Origin of the sequence: Siphonobacter sp. SORGH_AS_1065 (assembly GCF_030818595.1) — a bacterium.
Classification (GTDB): Bacteria; Bacteroidota; Bacteroidia; order Cytophagales; family Spirosomataceae; genus Siphonobacter.
The window spans coordinates 491616-510892 of record NZ_JAUTAM010000004.1 but is presented as its reverse complement, the minus strand read 5'-3'; the positions used below and the strand labels follow the sequence as shown (position 1 = coordinate 510892).

The 19277-nt window shown below is 45.3% G+C and carries 17 protein-coding genes; 3 read left to right on the top strand and 14 right to left on the bottom strand.

All coding sequences use genetic code 11. From position 1 onward, the window contains the following. Nucleotides 1-289: 289 nt before the first annotated feature. From QE390_RS02845 to QE390_RS02810, 8 genes are all read right to left on the bottom strand, one after another. On the bottom strand, nucleotides 290-1309 hold the full coding sequence (locus tag QE390_RS02845; RefSeq protein WP_307141011.1) for a hypothetical protein: 1020 nt from the start codon (nucleotides 1307-1309) through the stop codon (nucleotides 290-292). A gap of 68 nt (nucleotides 1310-1377) precedes the next feature. Further along, entirely contained in the window at nucleotides 1378-2355 is a 978-nt protein-coding gene (ftsY, locus tag QE390_RS02840) for a signal recognition particle-docking protein FtsY (RefSeq protein WP_106635171.1), read from the bottom strand. 142 nt (nucleotides 2356-2497) lie between these two features. Continuing rightward, nucleotides 2498-2650: a DUF4295 domain-containing protein gene (locus QE390_RS02835; RefSeq protein WP_106635172.1), complete on the bottom strand. Its 153-nt coding sequence runs from the start codon at nucleotides 2648-2650 to the stop codon at nucleotides 2498-2500. 92 nt (nucleotides 2651-2742) lie between these two features. After that, nucleotides 2743-2925: a 50S ribosomal protein L33 gene (gene rpmG / locus QE390_RS02830; protein WP_106635173.1), complete on the bottom strand. Its 183-nt coding sequence runs from the start codon at nucleotides 2923-2925 to the stop codon at nucleotides 2743-2745. Nucleotides 2926-3108: 183 nt separating this feature from the next. After that, nucleotides 3109-3786 (bottom strand): DNA repair protein RecO, encoded by a 678-nt coding sequence (gene recO, locus QE390_RS02825; RefSeq protein ID WP_106635174.1) that lies wholly within the window; start codon nucleotides 3784-3786, stop codon nucleotides 3109-3111. Between the two features lie 38 nt (nucleotides 3787-3824). Next, nucleotides 3825-5021, bottom strand: coding sequence for a DUF1501 domain-containing protein (locus tag QE390_RS02820; RefSeq protein ID WP_307141010.1), 1197 nt, complete (start codon nucleotides 5019-5021; stop codon nucleotides 3825-3827). 27 nt (nucleotides 5022-5048) lie between these two features. After that, nucleotides 5049-6479 carry a DUF1800 family protein gene (locus QE390_RS02815; protein ID WP_307141009.1) on the bottom strand — a complete coding sequence of 477 codons (1431 nt, stop codon included), beginning with the start codon at nucleotides 6477-6479 and terminating at the stop codon, nucleotides 5049-5051. 186 nt (nucleotides 6480-6665) lie between these two features. Next, entirely contained in the window at nucleotides 6666-7841 is a 1176-nt protein-coding gene (locus QE390_RS02810; RefSeq protein WP_307141008.1) for a hypothetical protein, read from the bottom strand. A 340-nt stretch (nucleotides 7842-8181) separates the two neighbouring features. Between QE390_RS02810 and cysS the strand changes: the two genes are divergently transcribed. The 3 genes from cysS to QE390_RS02795 all read left to right on the top strand — a co-directional run bounded on the left by cysS (nucleotide 8182) and on the right by QE390_RS02795 (nucleotide 11229). Then, on the top strand, nucleotides 8182-9672 hold the full coding sequence (cysS, locus tag QE390_RS02805) for a cysteine--tRNA ligase (protein WP_307141007.1): 1491 nt from the start codon (nucleotides 8182-8184) through the stop codon (nucleotides 9670-9672). Between the two features lie 49 nt (nucleotides 9673-9721). Further along, on the top strand, nucleotides 9722-10735 hold the full coding sequence (locus QE390_RS02800; protein ID WP_307141006.1) for a M28 family peptidase: 1014 nt from the start codon (nucleotides 9722-9724) through the stop codon (nucleotides 10733-10735). A 77-nt stretch (nucleotides 10736-10812) separates the two neighbouring features. Beyond that, nucleotides 10813-11229, top strand: coding sequence for a hypothetical protein (locus QE390_RS02795; RefSeq protein WP_106635178.1), 417 nt, complete (start codon nucleotides 10813-10815; stop codon nucleotides 11227-11229). Between the two features lie 330 nt (nucleotides 11230-11559). On the opposite strand, the gene QE390_RS02790 is transcribed toward QE390_RS02795, so the two are convergent. The 6 genes from QE390_RS02790 to QE390_RS02765 all read right to left on the bottom strand — a co-directional run bounded on the left by QE390_RS02790 (nucleotide 11560) and on the right by QE390_RS02765 (nucleotide 19271). Then, nucleotides 11560-12846, bottom strand: coding sequence for a pitrilysin family protein (locus QE390_RS02790; RefSeq protein WP_307141005.1), 1287 nt, complete (start codon nucleotides 12844-12846; stop codon nucleotides 11560-11562). A gap of 148 nt (nucleotides 12847-12994) precedes the next feature. Then, nucleotides 12995-14206 carry a type IX secretion system outer membrane channel protein PorV gene (gene porV, locus QE390_RS02785; RefSeq protein WP_307141004.1) on the bottom strand — a complete coding sequence of 404 codons (1212 nt, stop codon included), beginning with the start codon at nucleotides 14204-14206 and terminating at the stop codon, nucleotides 12995-12997. 131 nt (nucleotides 14207-14337) lie between these two features. Further along, nucleotides 14338-17616 (bottom strand): type IX secretion system sortase PorU, encoded by a 3279-nt coding sequence (porU, locus tag QE390_RS02780; RefSeq protein ID WP_307141003.1) that lies wholly within the window; start codon nucleotides 17614-17616, stop codon nucleotides 14338-14340. Nucleotides 17617-17652: 36 nt separating this feature from the next. Further along, nucleotides 17653-18261 (bottom strand): hypothetical protein, encoded by a 609-nt coding sequence (locus tag QE390_RS02775; protein WP_307141002.1) that lies wholly within the window; start codon nucleotides 18259-18261, stop codon nucleotides 17653-17655. Nucleotides 18262-18325: 64 nt separating this feature from the next. Then, nucleotides 18326-18610, bottom strand: coding sequence for a hypothetical protein (locus QE390_RS02770; protein WP_307141001.1), 285 nt, complete (start codon nucleotides 18608-18610; stop codon nucleotides 18326-18328). Nucleotides 18611-18728: 118 nt separating this feature from the next. Next, nucleotides 18729-19271 carry a GtrA family protein gene (locus tag QE390_RS02765; RefSeq protein ID WP_307141000.1) on the bottom strand — a complete coding sequence of 181 codons (543 nt, stop codon included), beginning with the start codon at nucleotides 19269-19271 and terminating at the stop codon, nucleotides 18729-18731. Between the last annotated feature and the right edge of the window lie 6 nt (nucleotides 19272-19277).

The window sequence follows — 19277 nt, the reverse complement described above, 5'->3', positions numbered from 1 at the left end:
CTAGTACCTGAATTGATTATCCTAAGGTAGTGCTGCCAGCGAAAAAGCTGGCAGCGGCAATGTTAACAATTAAACATCTAGCGTAACCACTATCGGTATAGCCCGCCTTTTATTCTGGTAGCATTGTATTAGATAGGCCTCTGAATCGTTATTGCGAAGTGGTTGCTAGTAACGAATATCCGAAGTGACCGCTGCCAGCTTTTTCGCTGGCAGCACTAATTGTAGGCTAACCCATTAATTCAGATGCCCAGACAGATAGTAAAAGGATGGCAAGGGTTACGCTAGACATTTAATCTTTAACCTCAACTAATCCCAGTAAATCCCGGTGAATGCCCGACCAGTGCTGATTTAAGTCCAGCGTTTGCACCTGAATCTGATGGGCTTCGTCGGAAAAGAAAGCGGAAACGGATTGCGTAACCGTTGGATATAATAAAATGCCCCGAAGCTTGCCGGAAGCCGGATAGTTTTTCAGGTAAGCAAACAACTGGTATAAATGCGGCGAATGTACCTTGCGGGATTCAAAATGTCGTTGAAACGTTTCGGCGTAATACTTCGTATCCAGAATGATTTTCTGATCTTTTTGCTCCAGGGTTAAATCGGTTTGCATGAGAGGTAACAACGTGCGATCCTGTTCACTGGCGGTTAATTTCCAGTGAATGGTTTCCCGTCGTACTTTCCATTGTGGTAATTCGTGACGATAGAAATTTCGAACGAATGCTTCAAAAAGAACCGCCATTTGCCGCTCGTCCCGCCAGAAATCCTTGAACTGGTAGGTACCCTTTTCTTCGTTAACTAGTAAGTTTTTGTAAAGTAATTCACACACATTCAGCACAAAACGATAAGTAGAAGGATGCCTTGGAATGCTTGCCTTAGTGAAAATCGTTTCGTTGAGTTTGATTTCCTCGACATCCGTCATGCGGATGTGCAGATGACGAATGCGGGACTGTTGTGGTAAAGAGGGGAGACGTAATAAAGAGTTGAGCGTCGTCTTTAGAATCTGATTTACGGGCTGATTCGCTGAATAAACATCCTGCTCACAGATGGCTCTTCCCTGCCGAAATTCATTTTTCTGTAAGCTTTCCGTCAGTAATAACTTCCCACGAATGCCCGCCAGTTGTACCTTTTCTGATTGATACGCATGAAACAAACCTTGCCTGAAGAGACGATGAGTGGCTGTGATTAATACTTCAATTAGTAAATCCAGCAAACTAATCTGGTCGTCAGCGGCGACATGAACCAGTTCACGTTCGTCGAGTTTGTCCCAGGCGTAACAAAGCAGATAATAGATATTTTGAACCGGAATTTTCATAGGTATGATTCAAAACTAAAAAAAGCTGCCAGATAATCCGGCAGCTTTTGTGGTTTTCGTAATGGGAGTTATTTTTTGAATAAACTCTCGACGAAGGTTTTTTTATTGAATACCTGTAAATCCTCAATTCGCTCACCTACGCCAATATATTTTACAGGAATCTTAAACTGATCAGAAATACCAATCACTACGCCGCCTTTAGCGGTACCGTCGAGTTTGGTAATGGCCAGCGAAGTCACTTCCGTAGCTTTCGTAAACTCCTGAGCCTGAATAAATGCATTTTGTCCGGTCGAGCCGTCAAGCACAAGTAATACCTCGTGTGGAGCTTCCACAGAGAATTTCTGCATAACCCGCTTGATTTTCGAAAGCTCGTTCATCAGGTTCACCTTCGTGTGTAAACGTCCGGCGGTATCGACGATTACAACGTCTGCTCCAGTTTCAGTACCCTGTTTCACGGCATCATAAGCTACCGAAGCAGGATCGGTGTTCATGCCGTGGTCAATTACGGGTACGCCTACGCGTTCACCCCATAATTTTAACTGTTCTACGGCGGCGGCTCGGAAGGTATCACCTGCTCCTAACACCACTTTCTTTCCGGCTTTGTGATATTGGGCGGCCAGTTTACCAATGGTCGTCGTTTTCCCCACACCATTTACACCCACTACCATGATGACGTAGGGTTTGGTGCCCAGGGGCGTTTCAAAATCTCCCGAAATATCGGTAGACTGGTTTTCAGACAGCAAAGCTGCGATTTCCTCCCGAAGGATGGAATCCAGCTCACTGGTATTCATGAACTTATCTCTGGCAACGCGGGCTTCAATCCGGCGAATAATGTTGACGGTGGTTTCTACCCCCACATCCGAAGAAATCAGAATTTCCTCCAGTTCATCCAGCACTTCGTCATCTACTTTGGATTTTCCGACGACGGCCCGGCTGAGTTTAGAGAAAAAGCCATCTTTGGTTTTTTCCAGACCTTTGTCCAGCGACTCGGCCTGTTCTTCCTGGATTTGCTCCTTTTTCTTCGTGAAAAAATCGAATAAGCCCATTTTTGGTTTGATTATCTATGCTTAGGACCCGGCTATTTTGGTCAACTGAAGTAGTCTGAGTCACTAATACTCCAAATCTACAACAAAAAATCCCCCGAAGAACGTTCGGAGGATCATAATAAGACTTTTGAGTCTCAGCAGACTAGTTTTTCAGAGCTGCTTGAGCTTCGTCCTGAAGAACGATTTCTTCTTTGAAGGTATAAGCACCTGTGGTTGGGTTTTTCACCGCCTTGATGATTTTAGCGTATTTAACGCCACCTTCTTTTTTCAGGGTCGCTACTACTTTCTTTGCCATTTCAGTAAAATGTTATACAGTGGATCACTAACCAGTTGACAGTTATCGCCGGACTAGGAACCACCTAAACAACGAATAACTGGGGTCTGAAATTACTTGATTTCCTTGTGAAGCGTATGCTTTTTAAGGAAAGGGTTGTACTTCTGGAGTTCAATACGAGCCGTAGTATTCTTCCGGTTTTTCATCGTGACATATCGTGACATGCCAGGAACGCCAGAAGTCTTTTGCTCGGTGCACTCGAGGATTACCTGAATGCGGTTGCCTTTCTTAGCCATGAGCTTATTGCGTTATTTAAATCAGTGCTTTTCAAAAATTGGAACGCAAAAGTAGCAATATTTCAGCGAGCGGACAAGCTTACCGTTGAAATTTGTTTTACGTTTCTCTCTAGTAGTAGCATTATTTAGATTAACAACGACTAAATAGACTGATTTATAGGTTTTTAAGTAATGTAAATAATATTAGGAAAAAACCGTACGCAGAATCTCCAGGGACCGAACTTCACCCATACCATCGACGTGAAGTTCATAAAACTTCAATACCATTTCCAGTAAATAGTTGCGGGATGATCGACCTATGCGGATTTCAGGGTTTACATTCAACTCATCCAATTTCCGTAATTCCGACTCGTCGTGGATGGGATAACCTGCCAGTCTTAACTCCTGAGCCAGTTGCTGGCCCGTTGTGGGTTCGAAACCCAGATAAAAACTCAGCCGAAGTAAAAACCAGAGGTGAAAATTTTCGTATCCTTCGGTTGCCTGATCCAGCCAGATTAGGCTTTCCCGAAGAAATTGAAATAACCGTGGATTACCCGCTTCTTCCTTCAGCGTTTTGCTGAGTACTTCGGTAATAAAAAGGGCAATGGTTGACTTGGTAATATCAAAAGGAATTGTACTGTACGGGTGGTTGACCTTAATTTCGGAAATCCGCTGAATTCCGGCACTGTCTTTGAAATAGACAACTAAATCCAATAAGGTAAGGGGCTGAAAAAGAGCAATTTTGTTTTTGCCTTTGCTGCTCCGAACTCCATTCTCGATATAGGTCTGAACGCCGAATTCCTCGGTATAAATCTTGACGATGATCGACGTTTCTCGGTAACGCAGGTAATTAAGAACTAAGCCGCGGGTTTTTTGAAGCATGTACAAAAATACGATTTTTTGAGGCGATATCGAGGAGATTACCCCATTTTCAGACCTGCAAATTTTCGTCCCAAAATTGCTTCTGATGGAACATCCAGCCAGCGATCCAGCAAAGTGGCATACACATCGCGGAAGTCAATGGTATACTTTAAATCTCCCTGATCCGTATCCGTCAGGTTAGGGGAAGCCGTCAGACTGGAGTCTGGTTTCAGCAACGAGCCTGCCAGAAATAGCACATTGGCGGCTCCGTGATCCGTTCCGTTCGATGCATTTTGTTTAATCCTGCGACCAAACTCGCTAAAGGTCATAACGACCACGTTATCAAGCTGACCCTGTGATTTTAAATCCTGTAAGAAGGAGTCAAGAGCTTCGGCGTATTGAGTTAATAAGTTATGCTGCTGAGGTTGTTGATTCACATGCGTATCAAAACTGCCGTGCGATACGTAATAGACCCGAGAGTCCACGCCGCTGCGAATAAAGTCAGCAATGGTTTTCATTCGACGACCTAATTCGTGGGATGGATAGGTGGTGGAAGAACTGGCAACTTTCGTCTTGGCATGAATATAATCGGCGGAAGAAATCGTTTCAGCCAGCGTTTTATAGAGGTAATCCACGTTTTCATATTCTTCGTGATTAACCCGGGCCAGTTGCTGATAAAAACTGTTTTGCGTCTGATTGTACAGGCGTTTCGGGTCTGACACTGCTAAGCCTTTTACCTGATCACCCTTCATGGATAGACTTAACTGATCATCAATTTCCAGAGCCTGATAGGGTTGGCATTGACCAGAACACTGAGAATCGAGGTAACGCCCAATCCAGCCTGTTTTTAGGTATTCATTAGAGTTACTGGCGGTATGCCAGATGTCCATCGACCGGAAGTGCGAACGGTCAGGGTTAGGGTAACCCACATTATTGAGAATGGAAAAACGCCCGTCATCGTACCAACGGCGAAGTTTTTCCAGAGCCGGATGAAAGGCTAACTCGTCGTTAATTTTCAGGACCTTACCCTCAGGAATGGCCAGTTTGGGCCGCTCGCGGTAATAAATATCGTTTCGGTAAGGAATGATGGTATTTAATCCATCATTTCCACCGGAAAACTGAATGATTACCAGCGTCTTCCGGGAAGAAGGCGTCTGTCCCAACTGATGCTGTTCATACGCTTTAACAAAGTCGGGAATAAGCCAGGTGCCTACCGTAGCCAGAGCCGATTGACGAAGAAATTCTTTACGATTCATAAAGCATTATGTCTAGGGGTGGAAAGTTTAACCCAATTGGTACTCCGGCAGGGTAAGTAAAGCCAGCGTATAATCTTTCAATTCCGATTCTTTTTTTCGCTTCAGAATCAGATTTTGCTGAGCTGAGCGAAGTGGACGTTGCAGTAAGTGCGTGCTTAAGGCGGTTACCAAAGCTTCGCCCTGAAGGCCTTCGAAGGCGGTGCCAAAAGCTTGCCAGTTGAGTTCGGCCTGCTCAAACTGTCGTCCTTTTTTCTGCGTGAGGTAATCGGTATTTACATCGCCGTCGGCTTTTGCTTTGAAGTTTAGCTCAGCCGAATTGAAGATGACTTCGGGTAACTTCATCCGCAGAAGCAAGCTGGAGGAATCAATCCAGGCCGTGCCACCCGGCCAGCCTGCTACGTTAGGTGGGTAAAATAGTACCTGATCCAGAGCTTTCTGAATGTACAAGACGGACTGCTTGCTACCGTAGGTTAATCCAAACGTGCGTTGCAAGCCGACCAGAAACTCCACGGGAGATTTAATTTTTGTACCAATATTCCTGGGGTCGTAAAACCAGTCGGAAGAAAAAATTTCCTTCATTAGCCAACTGATGTCGTACTCCTTTTGATGAAAACGCGGAGCTAAGTGATTGATAATGGCCTGGTCGGGTTGGTCATTTACAAAAAAGCGATAGATTTTAGTTACCAGAAAAGTAGCCGTTTCGGGTCGTTCCAGTAATAAATTCAGGGTATCTTCTCCGCTGAAGTTTCCGGTTTTTCCGAAGATGGTTTTCGGGCCATCGTCGTGCTGATTTTTCCGAAAAACAAACTCGCCCCGACCATTAAAGCCCCAACCTGTAAAACTGCGGGCGGCTTCCTTAATGTCTTTTTCGGTATAATTACCCCGGCCCAGCGTAAATAACTCCATGACTTCCCGGGCAAAATTTTCGTTTGGACTCTGCTTGCGATTCTGCTGGTTATTCAGAAACTGAAGCATGGCAGGATCTTTGGAGATGGCTCCGAGCAAGTCCCCAAATTTGCCCAGAGCGTTTTCGCGAAGGACATTATTCTGCTTTTGAACATAAGCTGGATTCAGGCTGCGGCAGGCAAAATGGCCGTGCCAGAAAAGCGTCATTTTTTCTCGTAAAGCTTCCTTCCCTGAACCCATTTGATTCACCCAGGCGTAGTTAATGTCACCAATCTGCTCCCGATTTTCCCGCAGAATCTGCTGTGCCATCTGTTTTCTCTGATCCTGCGATAAACTATCTCTTTGCATGACCATTTCCAGCAGCGTTTTACGGGTGTAACCCAATTGCTGGGGATCTGCCACATGCAGTGGAGAGCTGGTTTGGGAATCTTCAAAAAGATGATTCACCGCTTTGGAAAGCGAATGGCGGCTGGCTTCCTGTAACGCTGCCGGGCTGGCTCCGAAACCCGCCCGCAGGTATAAATGCTTTAGCTGACTGAGGTTACTTTTCATCGATTTATTAAAAACGAGATGTAGTAAAGAATAAGCTCATAGTCAGGAAGATGGTACGGTATTGAGACTGATTTCCGGCCGAGGAAGTTTAATCAGGGATCTAATTTTAATTTTCAGGAATAGCCAATAAAAAAGGTTACCTCCGTCTCAGGGAAGTAACCTTCATTGCGGTGCCTCTGAACCAAACTAAACCCGTGGGCAACGTTTGAATTCTTTCGTGCGATCAAAGAGGTAACGATAGGTAATGTAACTCTTATCAATGCGGGTGCCTAGTTGCGAAACGAAGCGATTCATGCGGGGATTGAAATCACCCACCCAGTTCATATCAATGGTATCGTATTGGTAATCAGGATTGTCACGACCTGCCTGACGGAAACGTAGGGCGATGGCGGATTCTACGCCTTTCCCTTGATAATCAGGAATGACGCCGAAAATAAGGCCGCAGGTTCGGGTAACTACTTTCTTCCATTTCAGCAGATACAACAGTTTCAGTTTCTGTAATAACCCAAATTTGCCGTTTAAATGCTTGACAATCTGATTCAAATCAGGAATGACGATGAAGAAAGCAATGGCTTCACCGCCTGCGTAAGCGAACCAGATTAACTGTTCATCAATGATGGGCTTCATCGAATTAACCAGCGAGCGGGCCTGTTCGATGCTCATTTCTTTTACACCCGGAAACTTGGCCCAAGCTTTATTATAGATACTGCGAAAATCCTCGGTGTATTTAGCCAGGTCTTTCTTTTCGATGTGCTGAAAGGTAAACTCGGGGTTTGCATAGACCCGCTGAGCTTTTTCCTCCACATTAGGAGAAACGACTACTTCCCGAATGGGAGAAGTGTAGACAAATTGCTTGAAGTAATCCTGAAAGCCGTACTTCTCGAAGTAGGCGATGTAATACTCCTTCGTCCATGGCATTTTGTAGGTAGGTTCGAAGTCCCAGCCCTGCACCATTAAGCCCCACCAGGCCTCACGTTCACCGAAGTTAATGGGGCCGTCCATCGCCTCCATACCTTTGCTTTCGAGCCAGTCTTTGCAAGCCTGGAAGAGCAAAAAGGCGGCTTTTTCATCTTCAATGCACTCAAAAAAGCCCATGCCGCCCGTAGGCTGGTCTTCTTTGTGAGCTTTATCATAATCGATAAAAGCAGCCACGCGACCGATGGTTTGTCCGGCTTCGTTCTGTAAAATCCAGCGAATGCATTCACCGTGTTTGAACATCTTGTTTTTCTTCGGATCGAAAACATCTTCAATGTCCTGATCCAAAGGGCGAATCCAGTTCAAATCATGGCGATACAAACGAACGGGAAACATCAAAAACTCACGTTGGGCACTAGGGTTAGTACCGACTTCAAACAAAAGCATAACGATATCGGGAAAGAAACCTGGGTCAAAGATAGGGGAGTTTTGGGGTTTTGGGTTTAGAGTTTTGGGTTTTGCGTTGTGTGGTTGCCAAAGAGAGGTGCTTTGTGCATGAGTTACAATTCTGTAAATGAGCTTAGTATTTCAAATTCTCGTAAACTCTGAACCCAAAACTCAAAACCCTAAACTCTTTTCCTTACTTTTGCAATCAAACCTTTTATGACGTGGCACAAGCTTCTTTTTCTTACCGCGTATTACGATGTTGGAACGGTCTGTAATCTTCGACGGTTCTTATTCGCATGTGCTGATTTTTCAGTACTGATCTCATTCAATTATTTTTTGCATGCAATCCCTGAAAATCTACAATACCCTTAGCCGGGAGAAAGAAGTTTTTCAACCCCTTCATCCGCCACATGTTGGCTTATATGTCTGCGGTCCAACGGTTTATAATTACGTTCATTTAGGAAACGTTCGCACATTCCTGACGTTCGACACCCTGGTACGTTACCTGCGTCACAGCGGTTATAAAGTTCGTTACGTGCGGAACATCACCGACGTAGGACACTTAACGGGCGATAGTGACGAGGGCGAAGACAAAATTGGTCGCATGGCTCGCCTTGAGCAGATTGAGCCAATGGAAATCGTTCATCGGTATACTGACGACTTTCATAAAGTGCTGGAGCAGTTTAATATTCTGCCTCCCAGCATAGAACCAACCGCTACGGGGCACATTGTCGAGCAGATTGAAGCTGTAAAGACATTGCTTGATAAAAATTTAGCTTACGAATCGAATGGTTCGGTCTATTTTGATATTGAACGCTATAATCAGCAACATAAAGATTACGGCAAATTGTCAGGTCGGATTCTGGAGGACTTATTAACCGAAACCCGCGATCTGGATGGGATTGGAGAAAAGAAAAGCCCGCTGGATTTTGCCATCTGGAAAAAAGCCGCTCCCGATCACCTTATGCGTTGGCCTAGTCCCTGGGGGTCCGGTTTTCCCGGATGGCACTTGGAATGTACCTGCATGAGTACCAAATACTTAGGAAAGCAATTTGATATTCACGGTGGGGGTATGGACTTGAAATTTCCACACCATGAATGCGAAATCGCTCAGGGCACGGGACTGAATGAAGTATCACCCGTGAAGTATTGGATGCACTCGAATATGCTGACGGTTAATGGTCAGAAAATGTCCAAATCTCTGGGTAACTCGTTTTTACCGAACGAGTTATTTGCGGGAAGTCACCATTTGCTGGAACAGGCTTATTCGCCGATGACGGTTCGCTTTTTCATGTTGCAAAGTCAGTATCGCTCAACGCTGGACTTTTCTAACGAAGCTCTGAAAGCAGCTCAGAAAGGGTATAAGCGTTTAATTAATGGCCTGCGGCTGATTCGCGATATGGAATTTATGGCAGACGAAACCATTGCTGTGGATGTGAAACAGGTTGAAGAAGTAGAGAAGGCCATCGAAGGTGCTTATGAAGGCATGAATGACGACCTGAACACGGCAGTTGCCATTGCTCATTTGTTTGCGTTGCTGAAGAAAATCAATCAGTTATACATGCTTCAGGTGAAGCCCGCTCAGTTAGGCGAAGAGGTTTTCAACAAACTGAAGACTACGTATATGACCTTCCTGGCGGATATTTTGGGTCTGGAGGAAGAACGTAACCAGGCGTTTGAGCCGCTGATTGATGGTCTGCTGGATTTGTATCGTGATTTCAAAACGCAGAAGCAATACGATAAAGTGGATCAGGTTCGTTCCGTATTTAAACAGAATGGTCTGGTTATTAAAGATCTCAAACACAAGATCGACTGGGCTTACGAAGAATAAAGGCATCGGCGTAGAGAAACTCTCTACGCCGATTTTCAAACCATACCTCATGAAACGTTTATCAACTCTGGCTCTGCTCCTTACTCTTGGGGCAACGGGTTTACTGGTTCAGTCCTGTGACGATAAATCAGGAAAAAGCGAAAGCACTACCAGTACCGAAGAACCTAAATTAGCTCCGGCTCCTACCTTCAACGCCGATTCAGCCTATGCTTTTGTTCAGAAACAGGTAGATTTTGGCCCACGAATTCCTAATTCCAAAGCTCATCAGGCTTGCGGCGACTGGCTGGTTGCTAAGCTGAAAAGCTACGGATTCGCGGTGACCGAACAGAAATTCACCGAAACGGCTTTTGATGGAACCAAGCTTAATGCCCGTAATATCATTGGCAGCATCAACCCCGATGCGGCCAAACGCATTTTGTTGACGGCTCACTGGGATACCCGCCCTTTTGCGGATAAAGACACCGTTGCCCAGTATAAAAACAAACCTTTCGACGGAGCCAATGACGGCGGTAGTGGCGTAGGGGTATTACTGGAAATTGCCCGTAACCTTCAGGCGAAACCGCTACCAAACGTGGGTATTGATATTATCTTCTTTGACATCGAAGACTGGGGTGAAAAAGAAGGAATGCAGCCTTCGCAGGAGCGATCAAACTGGGCCTTAGGTTCGCAGTACTGGGCGAAAAATCTGCATAAGCCGGGTTATTCCGCTTACTATGGCATTCTGCTGGATCTGGTAGGAGCGAAAGGGGCTCAATTCCCTCAGGAAAGTTATTCTTTACAGTATGCCCCGAGCATCGTTCAGAATATTTGGAATATAGCCGGACGTTTGGGGTATAACCAATACTTCCTGCCCGTACAAGGCGGCGGCTTAACCGACGATCACGTAGCGGTCAATGAAGTAGCTAAGATTCCGATGGTAGACATTGTGGAAATGAAAGTAAACAATCCGAAGACTTTTGGAGATTATCATCATACGCACAAGGATAACATGGAGGTAATCGACAAAAACGTCATGAAAGCCGTCGGCCAAACCGTAACCCAAGTGCTTTATCAGGAAGAATAACTAATATGTTTAGGGTTTAGGGTTTTGAGTTTGAATGTTTTAAACTCAAAACCCTAAACTCAAAACTCTCAACTCTAATGCGATTTCGTTCCCATTTTTTGCTTTATCTGGTACTAGCTGTAACGGATGCTTGGTTACTGTCCCATCCTAATCTGATTGGGCGTATTGGCATCTGGTTATATAAATACGCGTATATTAAAACCTTTTCCCGGGCTCTGGTTTTTGTACTTATTCTGGTAGGCCTGTCGATTTTGGTGAGTGAACTCGTCAAAAAATACTTACCCATCCGAACGGGTGTATTAGTACTGGCTTTGATGCTGGTTATTGCCTCAATGGCGTTTATGAATGTTTTTATCCAGTTTTCTTCGGGAACCTACCAGTTCACGGGGAAAGGATTCATCTGGGGAGCTCACTTATTACCCATCATTCTTATTCTCATTTTTGCTCAAAGTCTGTACGAGCTTTTTCGGACGGGTAAATTGGATAGTAAATAAAGCGTAAGAGCCTGCCCGAACATGACTAAAATAGGGCCCTCTTGTTTCTATTCTAACGGCAGGTAGGATCTTACCTTTATTCATCTTAAGTCTATTATTCAGAGCAAAGTGAAGGCCTCTGTGGATGGTGGCTTTCTCCACTTCATAAGAGGGCTGCCAGCGAAAAAGCTGGCAGCAATAATAGAGTTTTGCACTATTAGTCCGCGTTATCAACGTGGATACGTGAAAAAAGCGTTGGTAATGCTTAGCGTTATAGACGCTTTCTTCAGGTATTTGTGACACAGATCCAACGATTATAAATGTTAGACGATCGTCTCTAAAGTAGTGGATTTATTTGCCTCCAGCTACTACTTCAACCAAATCTTTCCATTGGAAATGAGCCTGGGCCATGGCCAGTACATCCTCCTTCGTAACGGCTTTAATTCGCTCAATGAATCGTAAATGATAATCATCGGGCAGGTTATTAAGAATGCGAACCTTGTGCCGATCAGCAATTTCAAAAGGCGTATTTAGAGAGCCAATGAATTGCCCAATCATGTAATTCTGAGCCGTTTGTAATTCCGTTTCCGAAACGAGTTCCGTTTGCAGGCGTTCGCTTTCTTTTTTGATTTCGGCCAGCGTCTGGCTGGTAAATTCTTTATTAACATCGGTGCCAATCACTAACTGACTCGCCTGAGCGAAGTTATTCATCTGCGAATAGATACCGTAAGTAAAGCCTTTTTCTTCCCGGATATTCTTCATCAGGCGGGAGCCAAAGTAACCCCCAAAGATTTCGTTGGTAACCAGCACTTTATAATAATCATGATGAACGCGATTAATCATACGTTTACCCATGCGAAGGGTTGATTGAGTCTTTTCGGGTAACTCAATGAGGACTTTCGCTGGATTTGCATCAATAGGCAGCTCAAAAGACCGACGTTCGGGTTGGGGAAGAAGTGCCTGCTGACCAAAAATCTCATTCACTAATGCTACTTCTCGTTCGTCAACCTGTCCCGAAATGAAAAGCTGAAAAGCATGACCCGCAATGTGATTTTGGTAGAACGTAACCAAATCTTCCCGGCTGAAAGCCTTTAGGTTCTCCTGCGTCTGGTTCTTACCATACGGATGATCTTTCCCAAATAAGGCTTCGCGGAAGCCCCGAGAGGCCAGAAATGACGTTTTTTCTTCATTAACCTGAAGATTCTGCAAGGCAATGGTTCGCTGCACTTCCAGTTCTTCGGCCGGGAAAGTAGCTTCCTGTAATAACTCCTGAATGCGGGGTAACAGGACTGGAAGGTGTTTTCGAAGGGCGTACAGGGTTACGGTAGAACGATCAGCAGAAGCACCTAATTCCAGAAATGAGCCGTACTGATCAAAGAATTCGGCTAATTCGGCTCCTGTGTACTGCTGGGTTCCTTCGTTCAGCATCCGTAAAGTAAAGGTTGAAACATTGGGTAACGCTTCATCCCAGCCGCCTGCTTCAAACACCCATTCTACGCGGGTAACGGGCTGTTCACCGGCGTCAATGACATACACCGGAATATGGTTATCAAGGGTATAGGCTTGAACTGGAAGCAGAGAAACGGTATCCGTCAGGTGAAAATCAGGAGCTTGCGTACGATCTAATTGCATCATCATCTTTTATTAATCTCTTCAGGAAGTCAGATAGCTGGTTTTCCTGTGGGCGAAAAGCCAAGGTACTACTTCTCTCGAAATAGAAATCATGGGATATAATAAAAAATGGCACCCCGTAGAATGCCATTTAAAAAAATCGGGTAAAAGAATCCTAGAAATCGTCCCGGGGAGCTTCGCCGATGCTTTGTTTTTTATTGAAGAGGTAAGATAACGTTACCCGCAGGGTGTTGTTGAGCGGATTGATCTGACCGCCGCCCTGGAAAAGGTAAGCAAAATCAAGACCCATTTGCTGGTAGTGAACGCCAAAACCTGCCGTTACGTAGCTACGATTTCCTTTGTTAGGATTTTCGTAAAAGTAACCCAGACGAGCCGCCAGAATTTTGTTCCAGTTGTATTCCAGACCCGCCGAAACGGTTACTTCCTGAAGTTCTTCTTTCAGGCCACCGGGAGCATCCGTGAAAGAACCGAATACGCCTTCAAACAAGCTACGGTCCGCCACTGGTTTTTTCCCATCTAAAGGCTTGCCCGTGGTTACGTCGTAACGAGGGGGCGTTGGTACCATTAATTTATTCAAGTCAACCGTGAGGGTTAATGAATTTTTATCGTCCAGACGGTTGGTAATGGCCGTACCTAATTTCAGGTTTGTAGGAATGAAGTAAGGAGCCTGAGCCGTTCCACCGTAGTTAATTTTACCACCGAGGTTTTGGATCATTAATCCGTAGTTGGCAAACCACTTTTTCTCGGGGCTGTAGCCATTGCGGAATAAAGCGATGTCACCCGCGACGGTTTGACCAGGACGTAAAGCCACGCCTGCTACTACCTGATCGCCCGTAAGGTTGGAGTTAATGTATTTCAGGTTAATACCCAACGATAACTGATCCGACAGTTTCAGAGCGTAAGAACCCGTGGCTGCGTATTCTTTTGAATCGAAGCTACCCGTAGTTACGCCCTGGTCGTTGGTAAAGATGATATTACCCAGATTAAAATACTGAAGGGAAAGACCAATTACCTGGTTTTTACCAATTTTTTTATAACCAGTAAAATGGCCCAGCCACATATCACCGATCAGGTTACGAAGCCAGGGTGTATAGGAAACAGAAACACCGGCATCCTGTTCAGCATAAACCAATTTTGACACGTTCCAGTACGTTCCGCTGGGATCGGTGGGGCTAAGAGCTACACCCGCATCACCGAGGGCGGCAGAGCGGGCATCGGGTGTAATATTAACAAAAGGAACAGCAGGAATAGGAATTCGATCACTGTTGACTTGCCCAATCACTGTGCTACCGCTTTGAGCCATTGCTAAGGTTGAGGAGCTAATGAAGGCTGCAACGGTCAAAATACGGGTTTTAAGTCTTTTCATCCGAGATTGGGTTAAACGTTGAGGGGCCGGGGCTACGCCTTCCGGTGAAAGTATACTAGAGACAGGACCTGTTTTAAGGCGATGATAACTACGCATTCGTGGGATGTATTTAATCGCAAAACTAACAAAAGTCATTTGATGTAGGAAATCTTTCCGCCTCCAGTTAGGGAACGCCCCGTAGAAAGAGAGCGTACAAAAATACGATAAATGTATAAACCCGTATTCAATTCTGGTTTTTCAAGTACTAAATCTTCGTACGGCGAGGGCGTAACGTAACTTTGAAGGCTCTGTTGATGGAGCAATCGACCGGAAAGATCGTACAGATAGAATGTAATTTCGGTATCATCGTCCTGAAAATCATGTTCGAAGGTAAAACGAGCCTTTTGCGTGAAGGGATTTGGCATAGCCGTAACGTTGCGAAGATACGTTTTCGTACTTGGAACTACGTAAAATTCTATGCTTTGATTAACCCGATTTCCAAATACATCATAGGCCTGCACCTGAAGGCGGTGGGAACCAGGGGGTAAATGCTTAAAAGGATAGATTACCTGACCCAATTTATTACTTTCCGGGAAGTAATAGGAATTCAGATTGATGGTTAACGTATCATTTAAAACCGCAGAAATAGGGTTTAATTCCGTGTACGAAAGCCCTGAATCGTCCGCTAATTGAGCGAATAATATCGGACTGTCATCCGTTTCTCCACCGTTTTTAAAATCATCTGTATTCATGTATAAACTTAGGATGGGAGCTGTATGATCAGTGATGGGGGTTGAATTTTTACCATTAATGAACGGTCTGGCTATTCCTAAAGCACTTCGTTTTCCGTCAGTGGCCTGAGCGTATACTCGAATCAATGCCCGGCCCGATCCGGTTTCCAATGACGTAGGTAAGATAAAACTGCTGCTGAATTGCTTTTGGGTGATGCTGATTTTGCCCTTATAAAGCAAACTTTTCCGATCCTTATAACTGAATTTCGGATTTTCATCGCCCAGAGTTTGATAAGTTCTTTCCTGATCGTAAACCTCCAGCCAGCCTTCGCCATCAAACGAAGTCGAGCCGGATAGGGTAACCTGCCCGCCGCCTCGTAATGTATCAGGGCTTTGGATTTTCAGGGAATCGCTGGCATAAGCTAACCGCATGGAAGGGTCGCCCAGAAGGGCAAAATTGCGATTAATTCGGCCCGCCAGACTATTGTTTTTAGTTTGACGGATGAGATCGCCCAGTCGAGGCAGTACGCCGTTGATGGGTTGAAAGGCGGCTTTCATAAACGCCTCGCTTACCAGCGAATTAGAACTGGCAAAAACGGGACGAGCAGTGGTGATTAATCCAATGGCACCGCCCTGAGCATTCAATAAAGCCAATTCAGCCCCTGAAACGACTCCTGGATCGTCGTAACGACCAAATTCGCAGGTGGCAGTTAAAAAGAGTGGTAAATGATCGCGGTTTCGCCAGCCGAGAATATCCCGTAACATCAGAATCTGTTCCTGCGTCCAGCCCGATACACCGCCGTGCCCCGCAAAGGCAACCAGCAGTCGACCATCGTTCATGGCTGAAGTAATTGCCTCATTTGTTTTGGGGCTTTTCTGGTCCAAACCCGTTCCTATTTGCGGAAAGGCATCCAGGTAGATTTTCTCGGCTTGGTAAGGCGTTTTTTCAAGGAATTGAACCAATCGCTCTGCATCTTCGGCGTGAACGTTGTAATCCCCGTCATCAGCTACGAAAGTACACTTGCTTTGCCAGGTCCCTCGGGTTGCCGGGTCCTCGTAATGCATGAGTTTATCAACAACCTGTTTGGCCTCAGAAAGGTATTTGACTGGCAAACGCCCGATGCCAATATCAACGGTTTGATCTCCGGCGTAATCTTCCGTCCATTCGCCTTCCGCATCTCCCAGAAAGCCAAAGTAATCATCCGAAGAGTAGCTATAAATCGGATGCAGCGATTCCCGGCTTTCATACACCGGAACGAAAGACTTGCCCTGATTTTCCTTCAGAATATTTCTGTAATCGTAAGTCGCGTCGCCAAACAATAACAGATATTTTAAGGTACCCGGCTTTTTCTGATAGAGATACCTGGCGTAATCCCGGAGAGCCGTTGGGTCCAGTTTCCCGGAAGAAAACTCATGGAAGACTTCCTCCGTTGAGACCACCAGCACCCGTAATTGATCATTTTTTCGGCGAAAATCAGCCAGCCGTTCAGCTTCTGCTCGTAAAGCCGGAGCCGTGATGATGAGTAAATCCGGCGTTTCCTGCTGGTGTAAATGCTGGTTGGGAATGCTTTGCAGGGAGACAGGCAAAAGACTCTTAGCATACGTAAAGGCCATACATTCGTGTACTTGGCCACCGGGCTGGTAGCTGAAGGTACCGTTCGAAACATTCAGCAACGTTTGGGTACTAAGATCCCAGACTTGTACATCTGCCGGAGCATTGGCAATGGTCATCTGCACTGCGGGCAAATTTCGACTCGCCAGCGAACGGAATTGAAAGTTATAACCCTGCCAGTGAAGCGAACGCTGCAACTGAATGCCGAGGTAATTCAAAACCCCCTGAGCAGCATTATCTCCATTTCGATTGTAGGTAACCTGAATGGAAAACTTGCCATCTGAAGGCACGCTGTTTAAGGTCGTTTGAAAGGTATTTACGGCATCAATTCCCTTAAAATCATAACGTTCGTAAGTGGTGGCCCGGATGGTTTGTGAACCAACGCTTTGACCATTTAAGGAAAAAGTAAAATTCGTTGGAACAGAAGAATAACCCAGAGTAGCAGCGGTAACCCAGAGGGGCTGATTAGGTAAGGCTCCGGGAATGCTGAAGGGAATGGTTCGGTCGGTATAAACATAAAAACTTTCACCGTACCAGACGCGACCCGATTTAACCCGGTTCATTTCTTCTACTTCGTGAAAAATATAATCATCGTAGGTGGTTAGTAGGGGGCCTGATCCAGAACCCGTCGCTAGCTGAACTCGTTTTCCAGGGGTATTGCCGACGGTAAGAAAGTAAAAAGTAGTATCCGAATAGGGATTAAGTTGGTGTGAAAATCTTCCGGCTAGGGTATCCAGTTTTATTTCGTGAGGACTCTTTCCAATGAAATAAAGGGCATCGCTGGCATCGAAAGACCCATCGCTTTCGCCCGTTACCAGAATGGAATTTTCCAGTAAATCCATCGGGCGGGGCGATTGGTTAGCCTGAGGCAACGGGGCTCCTCCATTGCCATACAATCGCAAATGCTGGGGATTAATCTGTGTGGGATTCCAACCGGATTTTCGAAGAGTGGTGGCGTCAATTTTATAAACTCCGTCTTGAGTTACGCCAATTTTTAGCCAGGGACCGTTAGCTAATACGGACGACTGAGCCCTGACCAGAGCACTCAGGAAAAGGATAAAGAATAGGGTAGTAAACAATCGAATCATAAAGGCAGAAAACCGGACGTATCAATAACGTTGATTTTACTCAGGTCGTACATCAGAGAGCTGAACCAGGGCTTCCGCCGGAATGGTGTACTGACGACCGTTTTGCTGATCGGTGCATAAAAACCGGGTTCGGCGTCGCTGGTGTTTCATAAAGGTACGATTCCCCAGCAAGAAAATCTGATTTTCCGGTACCTCTGAAAGCCGTAACGTTCCTTCGGGATGTCGGTCGTATCGTCTCAGAGCCTGGTATAGGGGAGAATGAGAGGCCGTAGCTGCCTTCGGATCGCGGGAATAGTCCAGTAAAGGTGCCAGAATATCAACGGGGAAAATGGATTCCGTCATGACCGGCTTTAGTAATTCCCGAAACGTTTTTTTCCAGGATCTTCCGTGTGGGGCTACGCGGGTTCCCCATTGCAGACACACCCGCTGGTGAGCCACTTCATGGAGATAGGTAATTAGAAAGGCGTAGGCATTCATATTACCGTTCACTGAAATGCGATGACCTTTGCTGGAGCAATAGCTATAGTCACCAAACTTCGTGCGTCGGGGCCGAGAAACGTGGAAATGAAAAGGATGTTCCTGCCAGAGTTGCAGGCAATAAGAAACGGCAAGGGAGGGAAGATGCTGGCGTAAGAGAGATTCCATCCGGTAAAAAACGACAAAGCCTCACCTGAAGGCAAGGCTTTGGCTGTGTTCCTAATCTACAAAATTATTTTTTTGCAGTGTCAGCAGCAGTAGTGTCAACAGCAAGAACTGTGTCAACAGCAGTAGTAGTATCAACAACTACAGCAGAAGAATCAGCAGATTCAGCAGAATCAGTTTTCTTTTCTTGGCAAGCTGCCAGAGAAACCATTGTGCCAAGAAGGAACAGGGCGAACAATTTTTTCATTTTTGTGATGATTTTAGGGTTTATTGCCGAGACAAAGTTGAACCCGAATTCTGAATAAAGCAAGTGGGCTTTTAAGGTTTTTTTAAGGATTTTAACAAAAAGCACACATTATCTTTATAGTGCACTATGAATTATTCAAATAGTTATATTAATTAGCTCCTGAAACCTTAAAATTTGATAAATTTTTTAAAACGCTTATTACGGAGGAGTAACCAGAAGGGCGTTATTCAGGAATACCTTTCAGATAATCCTTGATTCGGTCGTAAAAGCCGGTTGATTTGAAAGTAAAGGTTTTATGCAGTATGTAGTTACTTACGAAGCTAAGGCCCATCCCAACCAGTAGCCCGCCAAATTCCTTCACATTGATGTTGCGTGATTTTTCAGAAAGAAAATCCAGTGGAATGCGGTAATAGAGATCACCGGGATGGGAAGCATTCAGTAAGTGAAAACCCAGACTTGATCCACCTACAGTAATGAAGAAAGAAACAACCGCAACCAGCCCAAACTTGACCATCTCCCGCCGGGTCTGGCCTGATTTCTTGGCATCAAAGGCAAAAAGTTTAGTTAAGGTAAATCCTACAACGAAAGAGACTACGTAACCGCAGGCAACAGAAGCATTGTAACTCATAAACTCCCGGAAATAACCACCAGCAATAATCTGAACGGCAGCTCCGGTTCCGGCAACTAGAAAGTAAGCAACTAAATCACGAATGTTAAGTAATTTAGACTTTTTTTTCTCCAAAGGTTGAGCGAGGGTTGTTTTCAAGTGTTG